The organism is Lentzea terrae (assembly GCF_003265345.1).
Lineage (GTDB): Bacteria > Actinomycetota > Actinomycetes > Mycobacteriales > Pseudonocardiaceae > Lentzea > Lentzea terrae.
Map to the genome: position 1 here is coordinate 482,846 of NZ_QFWW01000008.1, position 18,963 is coordinate 501,808.

Annotated in this window: 18 protein-coding genes and 1 pseudogene; 11 read left to right on the plus strand and 8 right to left on the minus strand. The window is 69.1% G+C overall.

Annotation, left to right across the window (positions count from 1 at the left end; translation table 11 throughout):
• Positions 1-25: 25 nt before the first annotated feature.
• The 6 genes from DI276_RS16405 to DI276_RS16430 all read left to right on the plus strand — a co-directional run bounded on the left by DI276_RS16405 (position 26) and on the right by DI276_RS16430 (position 5,730).
• Positions 26-967 carry a fumarylacetoacetate hydrolase family protein gene (locus DI276_RS16405; RefSeq protein WP_112264179.1) on the plus strand — a complete coding sequence of 314 codons (942 nt, stop codon included), beginning with the start codon at positions 26-28 and terminating at the stop codon, positions 965-967.
• Complete coding sequence (locus DI276_RS16410) at positions 964-2,829, plus strand: acyl-CoA synthetase (protein ID WP_112264180.1); 1,866 nt, start codon at positions 964-966, stop codon at positions 2,827-2,829. The genes DI276_RS16405 and DI276_RS16410 overlap by 4 nt, the downstream gene beginning before the upstream one ends.
• A 16-nt stretch (positions 2,830-2,845) precedes the next feature.
• Entirely contained in the window at positions 2,846-3,196 is a 351-nt protein-coding gene (locus tag DI276_RS16415; RefSeq protein WP_112264181.1) for a DoxX family protein, read from the plus strand.
• Positions 3,193-4,722: a bifunctional 3-(3-hydroxy-phenyl)propionate/3-hydroxycinnamic acid hydroxylase MhpA gene (gene mhpA, locus DI276_RS16420; protein WP_112264182.1), complete on the plus strand. Its 1,530-nt coding sequence runs from the start codon at positions 3,193-3,195 to the stop codon at positions 4,720-4,722. The genes DI276_RS16415 and mhpA overlap by 4 nt, the downstream gene beginning before the upstream one ends.
• Positions 4,723-4,807: 85 nt before the next feature.
• A complete protein-coding gene (locus DI276_RS16425; RefSeq protein ID WP_112264183.1) occupies positions 4,808-5,005 on the plus strand; it encodes a ferredoxin in 198 nt (65 codons plus the stop codon).
• A 62-nt stretch (positions 5,006-5,067) separates the two neighbouring features.
• Positions 5,068-5,730, plus strand: coding sequence for a TetR/AcrR family transcriptional regulator (locus DI276_RS16430; RefSeq protein WP_112264184.1), 663 nt, complete (start codon positions 5,068-5,070; stop codon positions 5,728-5,730).
• Here DI276_RS16430 and DI276_RS16435 read toward each other — a convergent pair.
• From DI276_RS16435 to DI276_RS16460, 5 genes are all read right to left on the minus strand, one after another.
• Entirely contained in the window at positions 5,717-6,109 is a 393-nt protein-coding gene (locus tag DI276_RS16435) for an RICIN domain-containing protein (RefSeq protein WP_198680697.1), read from the minus strand. The two genes, DI276_RS16430 and DI276_RS16435, sit on opposite strands and share 14 nt — an antisense overlap.
• 290 nt (positions 6,110-6,399) lie before the next feature.
• The gene (locus tag DI276_RS16440; protein ID WP_112264186.1) at positions 6,400-7,086 is read right to left on the minus strand and encodes a ferritin-like domain-containing protein; all 687 of its coding nucleotides are present in this window, start codon (positions 7,084-7,086) and stop codon (positions 6,400-6,402) included.
• Between the two features lie 118 nt (positions 7,087-7,204).
• Entirely contained in the window at positions 7,205-8,377 is a 1,173-nt protein-coding gene (locus DI276_RS52990) for a hypothetical protein (protein WP_157984752.1), read from the minus strand.
• Between the two features lie 237 nt (positions 8,378-8,614).
• Positions 8,615-8,860 carry a hypothetical protein gene (locus DI276_RS49970; protein WP_157984753.1) on the minus strand — a complete coding sequence of 82 codons (246 nt, stop codon included), beginning with the start codon at positions 8,858-8,860 and terminating at the stop codon, positions 8,615-8,617.
• 519 nt (positions 8,861-9,379) lie between these two features.
• Positions 9,380-10,120 (minus strand): IS3 family transposase, encoded by a 741-nt coding sequence (locus DI276_RS16460; RefSeq protein WP_269814266.1) that lies wholly within the window; start codon positions 10,118-10,120, stop codon positions 9,380-9,382.
• 601 nt (positions 10,121-10,721) lie between these two features.
• On the opposite strand from DI276_RS16460, the gene DI276_RS16465 reads away from it, so the two are divergent.
• The 4 genes and pseudogenes from DI276_RS16465 (at position 10,722) to DI276_RS16480 (ending at position 14,560) form a co-directional block, all read left to right on the plus strand.
• The gene (locus tag DI276_RS16465) at positions 10,722-11,477 is read left to right on the plus strand and encodes a glycosyltransferase (protein ID WP_112264191.1); all 756 of its coding nucleotides are present in this window, start codon (positions 10,722-10,724) and stop codon (positions 11,475-11,477) included.
• The gene (locus tag DI276_RS16470; protein ID WP_112264192.1) at positions 11,478-12,644 is read left to right on the plus strand and encodes a glycosyltransferase family 4 protein; all 1,167 of its coding nucleotides are present in this window, start codon (positions 11,478-11,480) and stop codon (positions 12,642-12,644) included. It begins immediately after the preceding gene.
• Entirely contained in the window at positions 12,629-13,630 is a 1,002-nt protein-coding gene (locus DI276_RS16475) for a DUF3068 domain-containing protein (RefSeq protein ID WP_112264193.1), read from the plus strand. Before DI276_RS16470 ends, DI276_RS16475 begins: the two co-directional genes overlap by 16 nt.
• Before the next feature lie 47 nt (positions 13,631-13,677).
• Positions 13,678-14,560 (plus strand): annotated as a pseudogene (locus DI276_RS16480) (IS5 family transposase).
• Positions 14,561-14,569: 9 nt separating this feature from the next.
• Here the strand turns inward: DI276_RS16480 and DI276_RS16485 are convergent.
• From DI276_RS16485 to DI276_RS16490, 3 genes are read right to left on the minus strand one after another with little or no spacing between them, the layout of a single operon-like run.
• The gene (locus DI276_RS16485) at positions 14,570-15,268 is read right to left on the minus strand and encodes a class I SAM-dependent methyltransferase (RefSeq protein ID WP_112264277.1); all 699 of its coding nucleotides are present in this window, start codon (positions 15,266-15,268) and stop codon (positions 14,570-14,572) included.
• 31 nt (positions 15,269-15,299) lie between these two features.
• Positions 15,300-15,470 carry a hypothetical protein gene (locus DI276_RS49975; RefSeq protein WP_157984755.1) on the minus strand — a complete coding sequence of 57 codons (171 nt, stop codon included), beginning with the start codon at positions 15,468-15,470 and terminating at the stop codon, positions 15,300-15,302.
• A gap of 2 nt (positions 15,471-15,472) precedes the next feature.
• Entirely contained in the window at positions 15,473-17,146 is a 1,674-nt protein-coding gene (locus tag DI276_RS16490; RefSeq protein ID WP_112264278.1) for a hypothetical protein, read from the minus strand.
• A 93-nt stretch (positions 17,147-17,239) separates the two neighbouring features.
• On the opposite strand from DI276_RS16490, the gene DI276_RS53400 reads away from it, so the two are divergent.
• Positions 17,240-18,445: a lipopolysaccharide biosynthesis protein gene (locus tag DI276_RS53400; protein WP_112264194.1), complete on the plus strand. Its 1,206-nt coding sequence runs from the start codon at positions 17,240-17,242 to the stop codon at positions 18,443-18,445.
• Positions 18,446-18,963 lie beyond the last annotated feature (518 nt).

The following is an 18,963-nucleotide window of genomic DNA, read 5'->3' on the forward strand; positions in this document are numbered from 1 at the left end:
ACCGCGCCCGTCCCCAGGAGAACTTTTGAGCACCTCGATTCTGCGCACCGCCGACGCCTGGTACGTCGCCACGGCCGGTGGAGCCGTGAAGATCAGCACCGATGCCACGACCACCGGCGAGCTGCTGGCCGACCGTCAGGCCATCGCGGCTGCCGTCGCCGGCGCGGCCACGGACCGCGTCGAGGACCTCGCGTTGGTCTCGCCGATCACCGCGCCCTGCCGGGTCGTCGCCCAGATGACCAACTTCGCCTCGCACGTGGCAGATGCCGGGATGGACCCGGAGACCGTGCCGTTGACGTTCTTCCGCAAGACGTCCGGGTCGATCAGCGGTCCGGTCGACGACGTGCTGAAACCGGCGCACGTGCGGCTGCTCGACTACGAGGTCGAGATCGGACTGGTGATCGGTCGCACGATGCCGGTCGGCACCGAGGTCACCGAAGGCAGCCTGCACGAGTTCGTGGCGGGTCTGGTCGTGACCAACGACGTGTCCGCTCGCGACATCCAGTTGCCGCAGACCCAGTTCTACGAGGCCAAGTCCTATCCGACCTTCACCCCGGTCGGGCCCTGGCTGGTGCTGCTCGACGCCGGTGAGTTCAGGCGGTTCACCGACCTGCGGCTGACGCTGTCGGTGAACGGCGAGACCCGGCAGGACTCGGGCGTCGGCACCGACATGATCTACCGGCCGCTGGAGGCGCTGCGAGCGCTGATGAGGTTCCAGCGACTGGACGCCGGTGACCTGATCCTGACCGGGACTCCGGCCGGCACCGCGCTGTCCGCGCCGCCCAAGGCCGTCGAGAAGATCGCCGCCCTGCTGCCCGCCGCGGTGAAGTGGAAGCTGTTCTTCAACGGACAGGCCAAAAACCCGAAGTACCTGGCCGACGGCGACGTCATCGAAGCCCGCGTCGCCACCTCCGACGGCGCGATCGACCTCGGCACCCAGCGAACGAAGGTGCGGTACGCGCGATGACCGACAACCTGCTGTGGCCGCGCTACACCGAACCCGCCGACCTGCCCGCGATCGAAGCCGTGCCACTTGCCGACAGGGGATTGCCCGAGTCGACCTACGCGTTGCTGGCGCGCGCCGCCCGGCTGTGGCCGCAGCGCACGGCGATCAGCGTGTTGCCCGATGCCACCCGGTGGCAGGAGCCCGTCGACCGCACCTTCACCGGTCTGCTGGCGGACGTGCACCGCTACGCGAACCTGTTGCGGGAGCTGGGTGTTCGGCGCGGCGACGCGGTGGCGCTGATGTCACCCAACTGCGCCGACCTCGTGCCGGCGACCCTGGCCGCGCAGCTGGCCGGGATCGCGGCGCCGCTCAACGGCAACCTGTCCCGCGACCACCTCACCGAGCTGCTCCGCCTTTCCGGTGCACGGGTCCTGATCACCGCAGGGCCGGAACTGGCATCGGACGTGTGGGCGAGGGCGCAGGCACTGGCCGGCGAACTCGACGCGATTCTCGTGCTGCGCCCGACCGGCGCGGCAGGTGTCCCGGAGCCGTTGCCCGCCATCGAAGGCGTATGCGTGGGCCACCTCGGTGATCTCGCCGCCGAATCGGACCCGGACGCTTTCGCCGGTGCGCTGCCGCTGTCGTCGGACCTGGCCGCGTTGTTCCACACCGGCGGCACCACCGGTGCGCCGAAGCTGGCCGCGCACACGCACGCCAACGAGGTCGCCGACGCGTGGATGATCGCCCTCAACTCGCTGCTCGGCGACGATTCGGTCGTCTTCGCCGCGCTGCCGTTGTTCCACGTCAACGCGCTGGTCGTCACCCTGCTCGCGCCGCTGTTCAAGGGCCAGCCGACGGTGTGGGCGGGTCCGCTGGGCTACCGCGACCTCGCGCTGTACGGGCAGTTCTGGAAGATCGTCGAGCACTACCGGATCGCCGCGATGAGCGCGGTGCCCACCGTGTACGCGGTTCTCGCGCAGTGTCCGCTCGACGCCGACATCACCAGCCTGCGCTTCGCGATGGTCGGTGCCTCACCACTGCCCGCTGCGGTGCGGGAGAACTTCCAGTCCCACACCGGCGTCTCACTCGTGGAGGGCTACGGGCTCACCGAAGCCACCTGCGCCAGTGCACGCAGTTTCCCCGACGGACCGCGACCGGACGCGCTCGGCCAGCGCATGCCGTACCAGCGCATGAAGGTGGTCGACCCGGACACCGGAGAGGAACTACCGCCTGGACGGACCGGCGTCCTGGCGATCAGCGGTCCTACCGTGTTTCCCGGTTATGTCGTCGCACGCGACGACAGCGGTCACGTCCTCGACGGACGCGGCAGGCTGGCCGGCGGCTGGCTGAACACCGGCGACCTGGCCCGCCTCGACGGGGACGGGTTCCTGAGCCTGGCAGGCCGGGCCAAGGACCTCATCATCCGCGGCGGCCACAACATCGACCCCGTCGTCATCGAGGACGCCCTGCTGGCGCATCCCGCGGTGACGGCCGCCTGCGCGGTCGGCAGCCCTGATCCACACGCCGGCGAGGTACCGGTCGCGTACGTCACCCTCACCCCCGGGGTTACCGCGGCGGAGGCCGACCTGCTGGCGTGGGCTGCCGACCGCGTGCCTGAGCGTGCCGCCGCACCGAAGGTCGTCACGGTGCTCGACGCGCTGCCGGTGACCGACATCGGCAAGCCCTACAAGCTTCCGCTGCGTGCCGACGCGACCCGCCGCGTGATCTTCGAGGCGCTCGCCGGGTTCGACGGAGTGGACGCCGACGCGGTGATCGAGGACGGGACCGTCGTCGTGACGGTCACCGTACCGTCCGAAGTGGACGAGTCCGCGGTGAAGGACCTGCTCGGCCGCTACGCCATCTCGTACCGCTTCCCAGGCTGACCTCAGAGGACAGATCATGATCGTGTTGACGGTGTTGTCCGTTCTGCTGGCAGTTCTCTTCGTGCTGCTCGGCATCGGCAAAGTGCTGGCGTTGCCACGCATGCGTGAACTCGCCGAGCACGCCGGGTTCTCCGTCGCGGCCTACCGGGGGATCGGTGCGCTGGAGCTGGCGGGCGCCGGCGGACTTCTCCTCGGACTGACCGTGCCGGTTCTCGGGGCTTCGGCGGGTGCGGGTCTGCTGCTCCTGCTCGCGGGCGCGGTGATCACCCACGCCCGCAACCGGGACGGGATCCGCGAGATCGCTCCGGCGCTGGTCTGCACGGTGCTCGTCGCGGCCTATCTCGCAGCTCTCGGCGCGTCGTCGTGAAGGTTCCCGTGGTAGTCGTCGGCGCGGGCCCCACCGGGCTGGCCGCCGCGACACTGCTCGCCCGGTACGGCGTCGAGTGCGTGGTGCTGGAGCGCTGGGAGTCGGTCTTCCCGCAGCCGCGCGCGGTCCACCTGGACGACGAGGTCTACCGCATCCTCGGGCGCCTCGGACTGGCCGGCGAGTTCGCCGCCATCTCGTGGCACTGCCACGGGTTGCGGCTGCTCGACCCGGACCTGCGCGTGCTGGCCGAGTTCCGGCGCGCCCCCGACACCGGCCGCCACGGTTATCCGCGCGCGAACATGTTCGACCAACCCGACCTGGAGCGCATCCTCCGTGCCGGACTGGAGGCCACCCGCACGGCCACCCTCCGCAGCAACGCCGAGGTCACCGGGATCGTCCAGGGCGGGGTCGGACCGGTGCGGGTCGAAGTGACCGACCGCGTCACCGGTGAGTGCGAGACGATCCATGCGGACTACGTGCTCGGCTGCGACGGCGCCAACAGTCTCACCAGGAAGGCGATCGGCGCGGCGATGACGGACCTGAAGTTCGACCAGCGCTGGCTCGTGGTCGACATCGCCACCACCGCCGATCTCGGCGAATGGGAAGGCGTGCACCAGGTCTGCGACCCCGGCCGCGCCGCGACCTACATGCGCATCGGCAAGACCCGCTACCGCTGGGAGTTCCGCCTGCTGCCGGGCGAGAACGGCGGCGACTTCCACGACCGGGACCGGCTGCACCGGTTGATCGGACCGTGGACCGGGGAGATCCCGGCGGACGAGCTGGAGGTCGTTCGCGTGGCCGAGTACACCTTCCGCGCGCAGGTCGCGGACCGGTGGCGGGACCGGCGGGTGTTCCTGCTCGGCGACGCGGCGCACCTCACGCCTCCGTTCGTCGGGCAGGGGATGGGCGCCGGGTTGCGTGACGCCGTCAACCTCGCCTGGAAGCTCGCGGGCGTCCTCGGCGGAACCCTGCCCGAACAGGCGCTCGACACCTACGAGGCGGAGCGCAAGCCGCACGCGCGCGCCATGATCCGGATGGCGAAGCTGATCGGCACGGCCATGACCGAGGGCGGCCGGCTCGGTGAACTCCTCCGCCGGGTGCTGGCACCACGCTTGGCTCTGTTTCCTGGCTTGTCGGTCCACGTCCTCGACAGCGAGACACCCCCGCTGCGCCGCTCGGGCCTGGTCGTGCGGCCACGTCTGCGGCGGACCCTGGCGGGACGGCTGTGTCCCAACGCCCTTCTCGACGACGGACGCCGCTTGGACGACGTTGCCGCCGGCCGCTTCGCCGTTGTCACGGCGATCGCCCCGACGGAAGCCGAACGCGCCGCCGTCGAGGAGTACGGGGCGGTGCTCGTCACCACCCGGCGCTCCGACGAGCTGCATCACTGGCTCCGTGCCGGTCGCACCCGCGCCGCCGTCATCCGCCCGGACGGCACGGTGCTGAGCACGAGCAACAGCCTCTCCCGGCTGTGCCTCTCCCTGCCCCGGTTCACCGTGAGGAGCAACGTTGCCCCGACGCCCTGACGTTCCCGCATACGCGCCGGACATCATCCGCCGTCTCCACCGGCTGCCGCTCGAACTCGTTCCCGCCTGACGAAAGGGGAGACCCGTGCGGATCTCCGTCGACCACGACCGCTGCGAGGGCCACGGCCTGTGTGCCGGCCAGGCTCCTGCCGTCTTCGACCTCGACGACGACGCGCAGGTCGTCTACCGGTTCGAAGGCCAGACCGTGCCGCTCGAGCACCGTGCAGTGGCGCGAGCCGCTGTCGACGTCTGTCCGGTCGCTGCACTGCGCGAGCTCAACTGACCGTTATGGGTGAGGTTCACATTGATTGAATCATCAGGACTGGCATGCAGTATTTTGCAGATATGGCCACACCGCGATCCGGCAGTGCCGAGTCCGCCACGCGCACAGAGCGGCGCAAGGCCCAGACTCGTCAGAAACTGATCGATGCGGCGCGCGGTTTCCTCGCCGGCGACAGGCACACCACGGTGAGCATTCAGGACATCACCGACGAAGCGGACGTGGGTTTCGGTTCGTTCTACAACCACTTCGCCAGCAAGGCCGAGCTGTTCGAGGCGGCCGTGTCGGAGGTGCTGGAGGAGCTCGGCCGACTGCTGGACGACCTCAGCAGCAACGTCGACGATCCGGCGGTGGCCTTCGCGCAGTCGATGCGGTTGACCGCGCGCCTCGCGGTGGCGCGGCCGGAGACGGCGCAGGTACTGGTGCGGCACGGGATGGCGTACATCGACGCCGACGCCGGGCTCGCTCCGCGTGCCCTGCGCGACATCGAGACGGGAATCGCGTCCGGCCGCTTCAAAGTCGGTGAGCCGCGGCTGGCTCTGGCGACCACAGCCGGCGCGCTGCTGGCCGTGCTGCACGTGTCGCTGGCGAACCCGGAGGGTGTCACCGACGCGACGTGCGACGAGGTGGCCGAACAACTGCTGCGCATGCTCGGAGTCCCGCTCGACGAAGCTCGCGAAATCGCAACCGCGCCGCTGCCGGACGCCTCGGCCGTCAGCCAGGTCTGAGGTCGCTGCCCAACTGGTCCTGCGCGAACACCGCCGGCCTGGGTTGCGGTACGAGCTGCCCGAAGGCCCGCAACGGGACAGAACCACCGGTTGTGGGGACCGTCCACATCGGACTCCACGTCGGTTGTGACGCCTCGGTGAAGCAGGTGCGCGCCGGTGATCGGTCGGACCTGCGGATCGGTTGAGGAGAACTGCTCTTCTGCTCGTAGGCGCGGTCCCATCCCTCGATGGCGCCGGTGTCCTGGAAGTACACGCCGGCCGGGCGGTTCAGGGTCCGCTGCATCCAGGTCTGGTTGATGCCCGCCACCCGGCACGTCCGCAACTGCACCAAGGTGCCGTTCGCGGTCCCGCCACCGCGGACGTCCAGGCACTTCACCACGCCGCCGACTGAACCGCATCGGCTGTGTTCGCGCCCGGGACCTCCAGACACCTGCCGGACGCGCTGCTCATCAGTTCCCTCGACGCACCGACGACAACAGCTCCGGTCGTAGGGGCTGACACCAACAGGCCCGCGCACACGGCGGCACTGACCGCCATCGCCAGGGTGGAACGTCGAAGTCTCATGGTCAACTCCACACGGAGGCAGGGGACGACCATCATCGCGCCGGCAGGAGGCGGTGTTCAAGCGATGGTCTAGACCCCACCGGGGAGGACGGTCGGGTTGCCAGATCAGGGCGCGTTCGTGCGTGTGGGACGTCGCGCATCGCCGTCCATGATTTCTTGCCGTCGAACGATTTGGAGCGTTTGCACGACGAACTGCCACGGCCCGACGCCGAGCTGCCGCAGCCCTGGCGCGTGATCATGCGCGACCGTCACCACGGCCCCGGCGAACAGCAGCCACCAGAACGCTCGTGCGGGCCGGTGAACCCGGCCGAGCCGGGCCTGGTGGAACGGAACGTGCCGCTCCTCGTCCCGCAGAATGCGGTCCGCGACGGCGGCGGTGAGCGGGTCCCGGCTGCCGTCCCGCAACGCCCGGTAGTACCGCAGCGCCACGGTTTCCGCGATGAGCAGCACCATCAGCTCCAGCCGCAGTCCCAACGCACGACGCAGCCGCACGAACACCGCGTCCGTCCAGTGTGCACTGATCGTCGGCTGGCCGGCTGCCCGCAGCAGGTGCTCCAGCAGCCGCGCGTGGTTCTGTTCCTCGGCGACGAACAACCGCACCGCCTCGCCGTACGTGCCGCCCCCGGCCTTGGCGATCAGGTTGGCGCCGTCGCCGGACTCGCCGACCTGGAACCGTTGCACGCTTTTGACGACGTCGGGGTGCAGCCGTGCGCCGACGGCCCAGTCGGGGTCACCCGTTCGCTTCCGGCGTGCGGCTTCGGCCTCGAAGTTCTCGACCCACGTGGTGAACATGACCGGAAGACGGCCGGGGCACCGTCTGCGTTGGCCGTGTTGTGGGGAGGTTCTGTGAAGGTTCTGCGCAGGTGTCGAGCAGGCCAGCCGATCCATAGTGGACAGTCATCCGGATCGGTCAGTGGTTGTACATGGATTCCAGCGCGGTGCGGCGGGTGGTCACGTCGTGAGGATCGTCGCCGAAGACGACGAGGTGCAGTGTGGTCCGCTTGATCGGGTTGTCGGTGCGGCGGGTGTCGTGGCCGCCGGTGACGAGGAGCCCTCCGCGCTCCAGCGCCGGCCGCAGCGCTGCGAGCAGTGCGGCGATGGGTGCCGCGGTGGTGAGTTTCGTGGACTCCGATGGGCGGTTCAGGGCATCGGGGCGGATGGTGTGCAGCGCCAGCAGCGGGACGGAGCCGCTGGTGATGCGGAAGTTGAGGTCGAGCATGACGAGTTTGCCGTCGTGGGTCTGGGCGCAGTCGAGGCTGCACATGCCGCGGTAGCCGACGTCGGCCGCGCGCTGGGCGATCGCCAGGCATTCGGTGAGCAGGTCGGCGGGGAGCGGGGAGACGAGCCCGAAGCGGCCGCCGGTGTAGATGCCGTCGGCGTCGACGCGCTGGTCGGTGACGGCGAGCAGGCGGGCCTGGCCGTCGGCGGCGACGTAGAGCTGGATGCCCCAGTTGCGGTGGATGTTCAGGTATTCCTCGACGACGACCTCGTTCAGGACGTCGGTGAACGCGGGCAGGGTCACCAGATCCCCGGCTCGGTGCAGGTAGACGTCGAGGCTGGCGCCGTGGGCGGCGTTGGTGGCGGCCTTGAGAACCCAGGACTTCTCGACGGGGGCGGCCTGGGCGAGTTCGCCGATCGTGACGATCTGGCGGCGGGCCTGGAAACGGGGGTCGACAAAGGTGCTGATGCTGGCTTTGTTGTTGAGATAGCCGACGAGCTCGGTGCTCTTCACGGAGCGTTCGTCGGGATACAGGCTGGTGGGCTGGGGATATTCCATGGACAGGCGGAGTCCGTCGCTGAGGGCTTCGCTGACGCGGGTGGCGAACTCTGCTTCGGTGCGGAACTCGCGCGGGTCGGTGCCGACGGGCAGGCCGCCGTCGCGGAGGGCGGCGACCAGGTTGGGTTCGGTGCCGCCCGCGCTGGTGATGACGGGGGTGGTGGCGGCGACGGCGAGGGGACGGGCGGACAGGACGTCGCGGGTGTTGCGGTGCTTGCTCGACGGCACCGCCGGTTCCTGGGCGGGGCGCGCGCAAACGGCGACGTCGGGACCGTAGATGTCGGTGAGGGTGCGAGGAGCGGTCATGGCCGGCGTGAGCGCGGAAGCGGTGATGGGAGATCTCCCTCGTGGGGTTGTTCAGGTGCCCGGTCGTGGGCGTGGAGTGGTGCGAACTTTCCGGCGGCGGCGAAACGTGCCTGGACGAGGCAACGTCCGCGCCGGATGAGGATGAGCCTGCGGCCAGGAGCGAGAGGGGCGCAGACCTCAACTGTCTCACGTTTCGCGAGGCTCGTGGGCGTGGGAAGGGCCGCGCGCCTCCGCGGATCAGCGCAGTGCGTCGTCCAGCACGGCCATGGCGTTGAGACCGAATTGTGCTCGAGCACCTGCGGGGGATGAACAGTTGTCGTCGTGAGTCGATTGGAGTCGCCGGACGTTCGCTGGTTGCTCTCCGGACGATGATGGCGTCGGTACTGAGTGAGCATGGGTGCGGTCGCCGACGGCCCAGTGCGTTGCGGCGATGACATCGGGAGCGGGAATGCGGCCGGAGTGGTCGATCTTCGCGATGACCATCGTCAACAGCGTGTGCGGGCCGGTTGAGGGATCTGCTGCAATCGGAGCGGGTTGGAGGGCGATATCGGTGATGCTGTCGGGGATGGCGGCACGAACAGCGGGACGGTGGCCTCGGTCATGTCGCCCACCTCGTAGTGGCGAGAAGCGTGAGGTTGCTCTGCGGCTGTTGGGGCGCAAGCGGATGTGATTCGCCGACGAGGGCGGCGAGCGCGGCGGCGACCTCAGGCAGTTGGGCGCGGGTGTAGACCCCGGTGGTGTCGTTGTGGTGGTCGGTGTGGCCGGCGTAGACGTGGGCGACCGCGTGTTCGAAATGGCGTTCGACGCAGGTGAGTGTGGTGTGTCGCAGCCAGTGCGTGGAGATGCCTTGTGCGGCCGCCCACGGGAGTCGGTTTCCAACCCGTCGCCAGAGGCCGTCGTATCGCCGGCGGCTGATCGGTGTTCCGCCGCGGTAGCGGAGCAACGGCTCGGGTGATGGCCGGCGGGTGCCACGTTGGTCGCGGTGCTGGAGCAGGGCTCGGATCAGGGTGGGGCTGGCCGGTTGCCAGCGGATGGTGTAGTTCTTCTCCCGCAGACAAAGCAGGTGTCAAGTACCGGGTTGGGTGGAGACTGGATTAGTTGGGTTTCCAGGGTTGCGGTGACCGGGTGGGTCATCGCGTGTAGTGCTTCGTACTCGGCAGGTGGCACGTGCCTGAGCTCGCCGTGCAGGCGCCGGTTGTCGTACCAGTCGATGTACTCGACGGTGGTGAGCTCGAGGTCGTCGATGCCTCGCCATGACCCGCGGTTGCGGACGAGTTCGGCCTCGTACAACGAGTTGAACGCCTCGGCCATGGCGTTTTCGTAGGAATCTCCTTTGCTGCCAACGGATGCGACAGCATCGGCCTCGGCGAGACGCTGGGTGTAGAGGCTGGTGGCGACCTGCCAGCCCACGATCATGCGGGAGAAGACATCGAGCACGAACGCCGCGTAGACCCAGCCGGCGGCGGTGCGCACGTAGGTGATGTCCGCGACCCACAGCTCGTTGACGCGCGTGGCCGTGAAGTCACGTTCCACCAGGTCAGCGGGCCTGCCGGTCTCCGCCGCCGGGCGTGTGGTGCGCGGCGACCTGTCGCGCAGCAAGCCACGCAGCCCGCTCTCGCGTATGAGCCGCTCGACGGTGCACCTGGCCACGTCGACGCCCTCCCGGTTCAGCTGCCTCCACACCTTGCGCGCCCCGTAGACGTCGTAGTGGTCCTTGTGCACTCGCTTGATCTTCCCGGTCAGCTCCTGGTCGCGGGCCGCACGGGTCGAGGGCGGGCCGGGTACTCACCCGTGAATGGACACGTTGATCGTGATGTAGCCGAATTCCTTGCTTTTATTACGGAACGGACTGTATCTATTAACTATTTGAATCGGGCGGCTGTTTTCTTTGTGTTTATGGTCGAGATCTTGTTTGAATCGATATGCAACTGACGCCTGGGATGGCGACGTCAAGTGCGTGGACTTGTGGTATCAGGAGCGCCTGACCTGCTACTTCGACATGTTGGTAGATCCATTCAGATGATTTGACCTGCGTTCTTCGCCTATCGGCGATGCTCCCGCCTGGCGCGTGGCGGGAGCATCGCCGGATCTTTGTTCGGTGGGGGATGCTCATCCGGTCATCGGTCATCTGATTAGCCCGTCCAGCTCAATTTTTGACGCTGAAAGGTACAAAGTTCGAAGGTGCCTGTTACTCCGCAGAGAATGTGACACACATCACACTTCCCTTTCATTTCCAGGGAACTACCGTTGGGTAACTTTCGCCGTCCTGAGACCTGCGTCACGTCATGGGAGGACTCTTGCGACACCATGCTGGGTTCTGTGCGCTCGGAATAACGGCGAGTACATGACGCTGCTTTCCATTGTCGTGCCTGTGCGCAATGAGGAGTCGCGGCTGTCGGCCACGTTGTCCGCGCTCACGGTGGCGCTCGCAGCCACCCGTGAGCCGTGCGAGATCGTCGTGGTCGACAACTCCAGCACCGACCGCAGCGGCGAGGTCGCCCGCGAGCACCGGTCCGGATCGATCCCGGTGCGGCTGGTCCGCTGTGCCCAGCCGGGGAAGGGCGCAGCGGTGCGGACCGGAGTGCTGCGGACCGACAGCCGCTACGTCGGCTTCTGCGATGCCGATCTGGCGACCGACATGGCAGCGCTGGCGCCGACGCTCAGGTTCCTGAGCACCGGCGTGAACGTGGTCGTCGGATCGCGGGCGCACCCGAACTCGATCGTGCGTGCGAGGCACAACCAGGTCCGGCGGGCAGGCGCGTGGGCCTTTCGGCGCGCGGCCAACGCGATCGTGCCTGGCGTCGGCGACACCCAGTGCGGCTACAAGTTCTTCGACCGGCACACCGCCGACGCGATCTTCCGACCGCTGCGCACACCGGGGTGGGCGTTCGACGTCGAACTGCTCGCCAGGGCGCAACGGATCGGCGCGATGATCGTCGAACTGCCGGTGAGCTGGAGGGACGTGCCGGGGTCCACGTTCCGCCCGATGCGGGACGGCTGCCGCAGTTTCGCCGCGCTCGCCAGGATCCGGGCGATCCTCGGCGCGGAGAAGACGCCCGCCGTCGCCCCGGTCATGACATCCGTGGCGGAGGTGGCCTGAGTGAGACCACCGCTCAACGGTGCGCGGGTGGTAGTGGTGAACTGGCGCGACCGCGGGCATCCGCACGCCGGTGGCGCCGAGGAATACGCCGCCCGCATGGCGGACGCGATGACCGCCGCCGGGGCGCAGGTCACCTTCCTCACGGCCAAGGGGGAGGGGCAGAGCGGCGGCGACGAGTCGACCGTGCGTCGCGGCGGCCGGTGGACGGTGTACTTCTGGGCGCTGTTGTGGCTGCTGCGCAACCGAAGTCGCATCGACCTGGTGATCGACTGCCAGAACGGGATCCCCTTCTTCAGCCCCCTGGTGGTCGCCAGGTGGACGAAGGTCGTGCTGGTGGTGCACCACGTGCACGACGCCCAGTTCGCCGTGCACTTCCCGCCGTGGCTGGCCCGGATCGGCCGCTGGCTCGAAGGTCCTGCCGCGCGCAAGGTCTACCGCCACGCGGTGACGGTCGCCGTGTCGCGGTCCACCGTGCGCGCGATGCGCGAGCGCCTCGCCTGGCGTGGCCGGATCTTCGTGGTGCCCAACGGCACGGACCACCCGCCGTCCGCGGACGGCACACGTTCCTCGCACCCCTCGCTGGTGTGCCTGGGCAGGCTCGTCACGCACAAGCGGGTCGACCGGCTGATCGAGATCGTCGGCACGCTGCGCGGCCACTGGCCCGGTCTGCGCCTGCACGTGATCGGCCGTGGACCGGACGAAGCCGCGGTGCGCAAGGCCGCGGCACCGTTCGCGGATTCCGTCGTGATGCACGGTTTCGTCGACGACTCGACGAAAAGCGCTCTGCTGCGGGAATCCTGGCTCAACGTCACCCTGTCTGACGGCGAAGGCTGGGGACTGGCCGTGATCGAGGCGGCCGCGCACGGCGTCCCGACCGTCTGCCGCGAGGTCGACGGGTTGCGCGACTCCGTGCGGCACAAGGAGACCGGCTGGCTGGTACGGGACGACGAGGACGTCGGCGGCGCGATCCACGACGCTCTCACGCTGCTGGCCCGCCCCGACGACGCCTCGGTCGTGGCCGACGCGTGCCGGGCCTGGGCCGCCGGTTTCGACTGGGCCACCAGCGGACGGATGTTCGTCGCCGTGGTGTCCACCCTGCTCGACAGTTCAACCACAGGCCGCGTCGGCGGCCCAGTTCCTGAGGAGGACCTTTGCGACGCGTCCTGACCTTCGTCCTGCTCGGACTCGGCGTGTTCGGGATCGCGACCGGGCTGTTGCTGCGGTTCTACGCCTATCCGGCCCTCGCCAAGATCCCGCACGACCCCAACACGACCGCGGTGGCCCAGGGCAGCGGCGTCACCGCACTCGTCTACGTGCCGCAGGACGGAGGCCCGGCAAAGCCCGAGATCCGCCGCAACCTCAGCGTGACGTCGAGCACGCGCGTCTCCGGTAACCTGCGGGCGCCCGAGGCCCAGGCCGCCGGCGGCATGACCGTGTGGAACGAGGCCACCCGTATCAGGGAGGACAAGGACAGGCTGACGCTCAGCGCGAGCGTGCGTGAGCTGTGCCTGGACCGGTTCACCGCGGAGGCCGTCGCACCCTGCACCACGCAGTACCTCCAGAAGGAGAAGTCGGAGAACGGCAAGGACACGAAGATCCCCGGCACGCGCGGCCAGGCTCAGTTCCCCGGCCTGAACTTCAAGTTCCCCTTCCAGACCGAGAAGCGGACCTACCCCTGGTACGACAGCGGGGTAGGTAAGCCGGTGGACGCCAAGTTCGACGGTGAGGAGACACTGCAGGGCCTGCCGGTGTACCGGTTCAAGCAGTCCGTGCCGGCCACCAACGTCGACAGCCGGGACGTGCCCGGCTCGCTGATCGACAGGCCCGAACCGACCGTCTCGGCCAGCTTGTACTACCAGGCGGAAAAGACGCTGTGGGTCGAGCCGGTCACCGGCGCGCTCATCAAGGTGCGTCAGTCGGTGAAGCAGGAGCTGCGCACCTCGGGCCAGAGCGCGGGTAACGGCACCGCGGTGTTCGACGGAACGTTGGAGCTCAACAAGGAGACGGTCGACAACAACGTGCGGGTGGCCGAGGAGAACACGTCCAAGCTGTGGCTGCTCACCGGTCTTCCGGTGATCCTGTGGATCGCGGGTGGCCTCCTGCTGGCCGTCGGCCTCGTCCTGCTGCTCGCCGGCCGCCGCCGTACCGCCTAGGGCCCGTCCTCAAAGCCCGTTCGTCTGACGTGCTTTGATCTTGTGTCGTGGTGCGCAGGCATGAGCTGACTGATGAGCAGTGGCAGGCGTTGCAGCCTTTGTTGCCGGTGTCGGGCGCGAAGGGGCGTCCTCGTGTGGATGACCGGCGTGTGATCAACGGGATGTTGTTCAAGGCCAAGACCGGGGTGTCGTGGCGTGATCTGCCGGAGCGGTACGGGCCGTGGAAGACGGTCTACAACCGGTTCTGGCGGTGGTCGCGCAACGGCACCCTCACGATGCTGGTGGCCAAGGTGCGGGTGATCGCGGAGGCGATCGACGAGTTGGACCGGGAGGTCTCGGTCGACTCCAGCATCGTGCGTGCCCATCAGCACGCGGCCGGCGCCCGCCGCCGTCCGCGTGCTCACACGGGGGGCGAGCGGGTCGTGTGGCGGGCAGACCGAGCCAGATGATCATGCTATCGGCCGGTCACGAGGTGGTCTGTCTACCAAGATCCACCTCGCCTGTGATGGACACGGCCGCCCGCTGGCGACGGTACTGACCGGCGGGAACACCAATGACTGCACCATGTTCGAGGCCGTGCTGGCGGGCGTGTGGTTCCCGCCGGCACGGCCGGGCCGGCTCGCGACGCGGCCGGCGCGGTTGATCGCGGACAAGGGTTACTCCAGCCGGGCCATCCGCGGTTACCTGCGCCGTCGCGGCATCCGGGCCACCATCCCCGAACGCCGCGACCAACGCGACGGCCGAGTCCGTCGAGGCCGGGCTGGTGGCCGCCCACCTCTCTTCGATCCGGTGATCTACAAGCGCCGCAACGTCGTCGAGCGCTGCTTCAACCGGCTTAAGCAGTTCCGCGCAATCGCCACCCGATACGACAAGACCGCCCTGTCCTACCAAGCCATGATCGACCTGGCCACCCTCACCTTCTGGCTTTGAGGACGGGCCCTAGGGCTTTTTCCGCAGGACCAGCACGAGGTTCCAGGACACGACCTCGCGAAACACCGGAACGCGCACGACCCAGGTCGCCCACCACGGGTGGTACCTGGGAAGTGCGCGTTCCAGTTCTGCCTCCGGGTGGTTCCGTGCCCAACGCAGCGCCGAGCCGACGGACACCGCGAAAAGGCTTTCCCCGTAACGGTTCTTGGGCTCCTGGCCGTGGTTGTCCCGGAACCGGCGGCGGGCGTAGTGGCCGCCGATGAAGTGCCACGGCGAGGTTTCGTGGCCGCCCCAGGGGGAGTACCACGGCGTGAACGACAGGAACACCGTCCCGCCGGGCTTCGTCACGCGCACCATCTCGTCGAGCATCGTGCGCGGCTCGTCCACGTGTTCCAGCACGTTCGACGAATAGCAGATGTCCACTGAGGACGTTCGGACGGGCAATCGCGTGCCACTGGCCCGAATCATCCCTGCGGTGTACTCGCCGCGGGCCGACAGTTCGCCGACATCGGGATCCAGGCCGACGTAGTAGGCGCCGGCCGCGCGGAACGCGTCGGCGAAGTACCCAGGGCCGCCACCGACGTCGAGCAGACTCCGGCCGGCGAGGGAGGTGAACTCGGCGACCTGTCGTGCGGAGTCCTCGGCCAGCAACCGGTAGAAGGTGTCCCGGTCGGTCTGCTCGTTGCGGAATGCCTTGAACAGGCGGATCGACCGGTCCAGCGTCGCCTGGCCCGGCACCTTACGGCGTGCCGTAGTTGACGGTGTCGGGGTTGGAGTTGTTGGGCGCCGGGGCGTTCTTGAACTCGACGCCCTTGTCCGGCGCGAGAGAGTTGACCAGGGCGTACGTTCCGCCACCGGCGAACGCGAGCCCGGCGACGACGGCGATGACGGCACCGATCAATGTGCGCACGCTTACTCCTCAGCTGTCCGCGAGTAGCTGGATCGGCTGAATCTACCGGCTGGTAACAGCAGCCACAATAGGCTGTACGCGACAACCGCCAATGCACCGAGATCTCCTGCGACAACAGGCAATCGCGGCGCTCCGGCCGGTGGCGGCGCGATCACCCCCGGCACCCGGTAGAGGGTCAGCCACGGCCCGGACCACACCTCCCGCAGACCCCTGAGCACACCGCGGTCGACCGAGCCGGGGGTCCCGTGCTCCACCAGCACCCAGCCGATCCCGAACGCGCCGAGATCGTCGTTGCGGGCCATCGCCCGGCGAATCGTCGCGACCCTGCCGTCTTCCCCGGACACCGGTCTGCCACCGACGTACACGACGTCGTCGATGACGACGGTCCTCGGCAGGAACCGGGGCGCCGGATCGAGTTGCGTCCGGTCACCGTTCCAGGAGAACCGCCGGAACGCGGACATCGGCAGGGCCAGCACGTCGCCCGCTCCGTCGTCCGCCGCCAGCACGGTTCGCACGGCACTCCAGTCGGCCGGGTAGTCCACCACCTCCAGGCGCCCCAACCCCGCCCAGGCGAAGTCGGGCATCGTGACGAGCGGGACCAGCGCCGCCAGCGCCACGAGCGCGGCCCTGTTGGTCAGGTACTTCCCCGCCGCCTCCACACCGAGGGCGAACCCGAGCGAGAGCGGGAGCGCCCACCACGCGACCCACTTCTGCGAGTCCCGCAGCAGACCCGCGCCGGGCACGTGGGAAACCGCCCACGCCAGCACGTCACCACCGCCCGGCAACGTGCCGAACACCGCGATCGCGACGCCGATCGCGCCGAGGACGACGAACGAACGCGCGGGCGCCAGGCCCCATCGCGGCGCGAGCGAACGCAGCCCCACCAGGGCTACGGCGACCGACAGCAGGGTGATCACCGGCAGCAGTGGCATCTCCCGGCTGCCCGGCACGACCTCGGCGTTCCACATCCCACCGAGGCCGAGCACGCTGGTGACCGGAGAACCCCAGTTCTCGACCCTGGCGGCGAACGCCCCGACACCGTCCGGACTGGACAGTGAGCCGCCGGGGTGCAGCACGGAAGGCAGCAGCCACGGCATGTTCAGCAGGACCGTGACCGGCACGGTGACCGCGAGTTTGCGGCGGCCCGAGCACACGACCGCGAGCACCGCGGCGATGATTCCACCGGTCGGCGTGAGGACCGCGGGAGCGCAGGCCAGGATCAGCTTCGGGAGCGCTTTGGGTTCCCCTCGGCGGACCGCGAGCCCGGCCGCCGCGATCCACGGCAGGCAGGCGTACGTGACCACGTACGGCCAATGACCCATGAAAAGTCGCTCGGCCACGTACGCGCTCCACCCGTACCAGACCGCGGCTACGACCCGGATCGCCACCGAGTTCGTGGGCACGAGCCTGCCCGCGCCGAGCGGACCGGCGAACAAGGCCGCCAGGAGCACGACCTTCTGCACGACGTCGCCCGGCAGCAGGGCGGTCGCGAACGACATCACCGCGTCCGCCGGGACCGACCTGGGCAGCGCCGAGCCGAGGCCGAGGCCGTCGGGCAGGAGCGACTGGTCCGGCGCGAACACCATGTCGTAGTTCAGGACGAAGCCGCGGCCGAGCAACGGGGTGAGCACGAGCAGGGCGAGCACGGCGGACACCGCGGGCAGAACCAGCCGCATCGCACCCACACTTCTCGTCGGCAGCCCGGAACCTGGACTGCGGGACTATAGTTCCCCGACCACTACCCTTCGGTAACTTAGGGGACGAAGCCAGTGGCGGACACACTTCCGGCCAGGACCCGCGTCGACGCGATCGCGGTCGCGGTGGCCTTCGGCGGCAACAATGTCGCCAGCTACCTGCTCACGGTGATCGCCGCGCGGCTGCTCGCGCCGCCGGTCTTCGGGGAAATGGGCTCGCTGCTGGCGCTCCTGGCGATCGGTGCGGTGCCGGCGATGGGCTTGCAGACCGTGATCGCCCTGCGGGTGGCGCGGGCGCCCGAACAGGATCGCGGGCCGCTGGTGACGCTCGGTCTGATGACCAGTGCCACCGTCCTGGTCACCGCGCTGGCCGTCTCGCCCGTGCTGATGGCGTTGCTGCACCTGCCGGGGCCGTGGGCGGTGCTGCTGCTCGCCTGCTCGCTCGCGCCGATCACGCTCGTCGGCCTGTGCTACGGAGTCCTGCAGGGCACGCAGCGGTTCCGGTCGATGGCCCACCTGATCGCGACCGAGGGGGTCGGGCGGGTCGGCGGCACACTGCTTGGCCTGCTCGTGTTCCGCACGCCCGCAGGGGCGTTCGCCGGGACGGTTGCGGGGTCGGTCGTCGTCGCCTTCGTGGGCTGGCTGATCTGCGGCAGACCGGTGCCGGGCCCCCGCACCGCAGGGCACGTGCGCGACGTGCTGCACACCGTGCAGGCGTTGCTGGCGCTGGTGCTGCTGGTGAACCTGGACCTGGTGCTGGCCCGGCACAGCCTTCCCGCCCGTGAGGCGGGGGAGTACGCGGTGGGCTCGGTGATCACCAAGATCGCGTACTGGCTGCCGTACGCGATCGCCGTCGTCGTCCTGCCCAAGCTGGCCGACGAGAAGGCCCGCCGCCGGATCGTGCCGATCGCGCTGGGCGTCTGCGCCGCCGTGGACGCGGTGGTGGTACTGGGTTGCGCGGTGTTCGGCCGCATGGTGGTGTCGCTCGTCGGCGGTTCGGCCTACGCGGCGAGCAGCCTTCCGGTGTGGCCGTTCGCCGTGGTCGGATCGCTGCTGTCGCTCGTGCAGATCCTGTTGTACTCCAGGATCGCGGGCGCCGACCGCCGGTCCACGTCACTGACCTGGCTGGCGGCCGGGTTCGAGGTCGTGCTCGTTCTCGGCTGGTGGCACGGTTCGCCGACCCAGGTCGTCGCCGGGGCCATCACCGCCACCGCCCTGCTCGCCTGCTTCGGAGCCCTGATCGAGTTCCGGTCCCGTGTCGAACCAGTCGAGGCACGGTGATACCGCCGCGGCCAGGGCGACGAGGATGGCGGCCTGCGTGGCGGTCCCGTACGCCCAGTCCTGCCCGTGTCCTTGCAGGCGTCCGACGACCGCGATCCCGGTGGCGGTCGCCATTCCGGCGACGACGATCAAGGCCGTGACGTTGAACCGCGCGGTGAACCGCTGGGCCACGGCACGGACGAGCAGGCTCGCGATCAGCAGGACGACCGGCAGGATCCCGCCGACGGCCGCGAGCAGCACCACCAGCACCGCCGGCACCCACCGCTTGCCCGCTGGGGACGTGGTGATCCGGACCCGTCTGCGCACCGGCAAAAGCGTGACCAACAGCAGGAGCGCCGCGGCGACAGCGCCGACCAGAAGCCGTTGCCGGTAGGTCGTGTCGGGCTCGAAGTCCAGCACCACGGTCGTCACGCCACCGGCCGGCAGCACCCAGGCCTGCTGCCACCCGTCGATCCTGGTGCGGGCGAGCGGCTCGCCGTCCACCTTGGCCACCCAGCCGTCGTTGGCGTTCTCCGGGA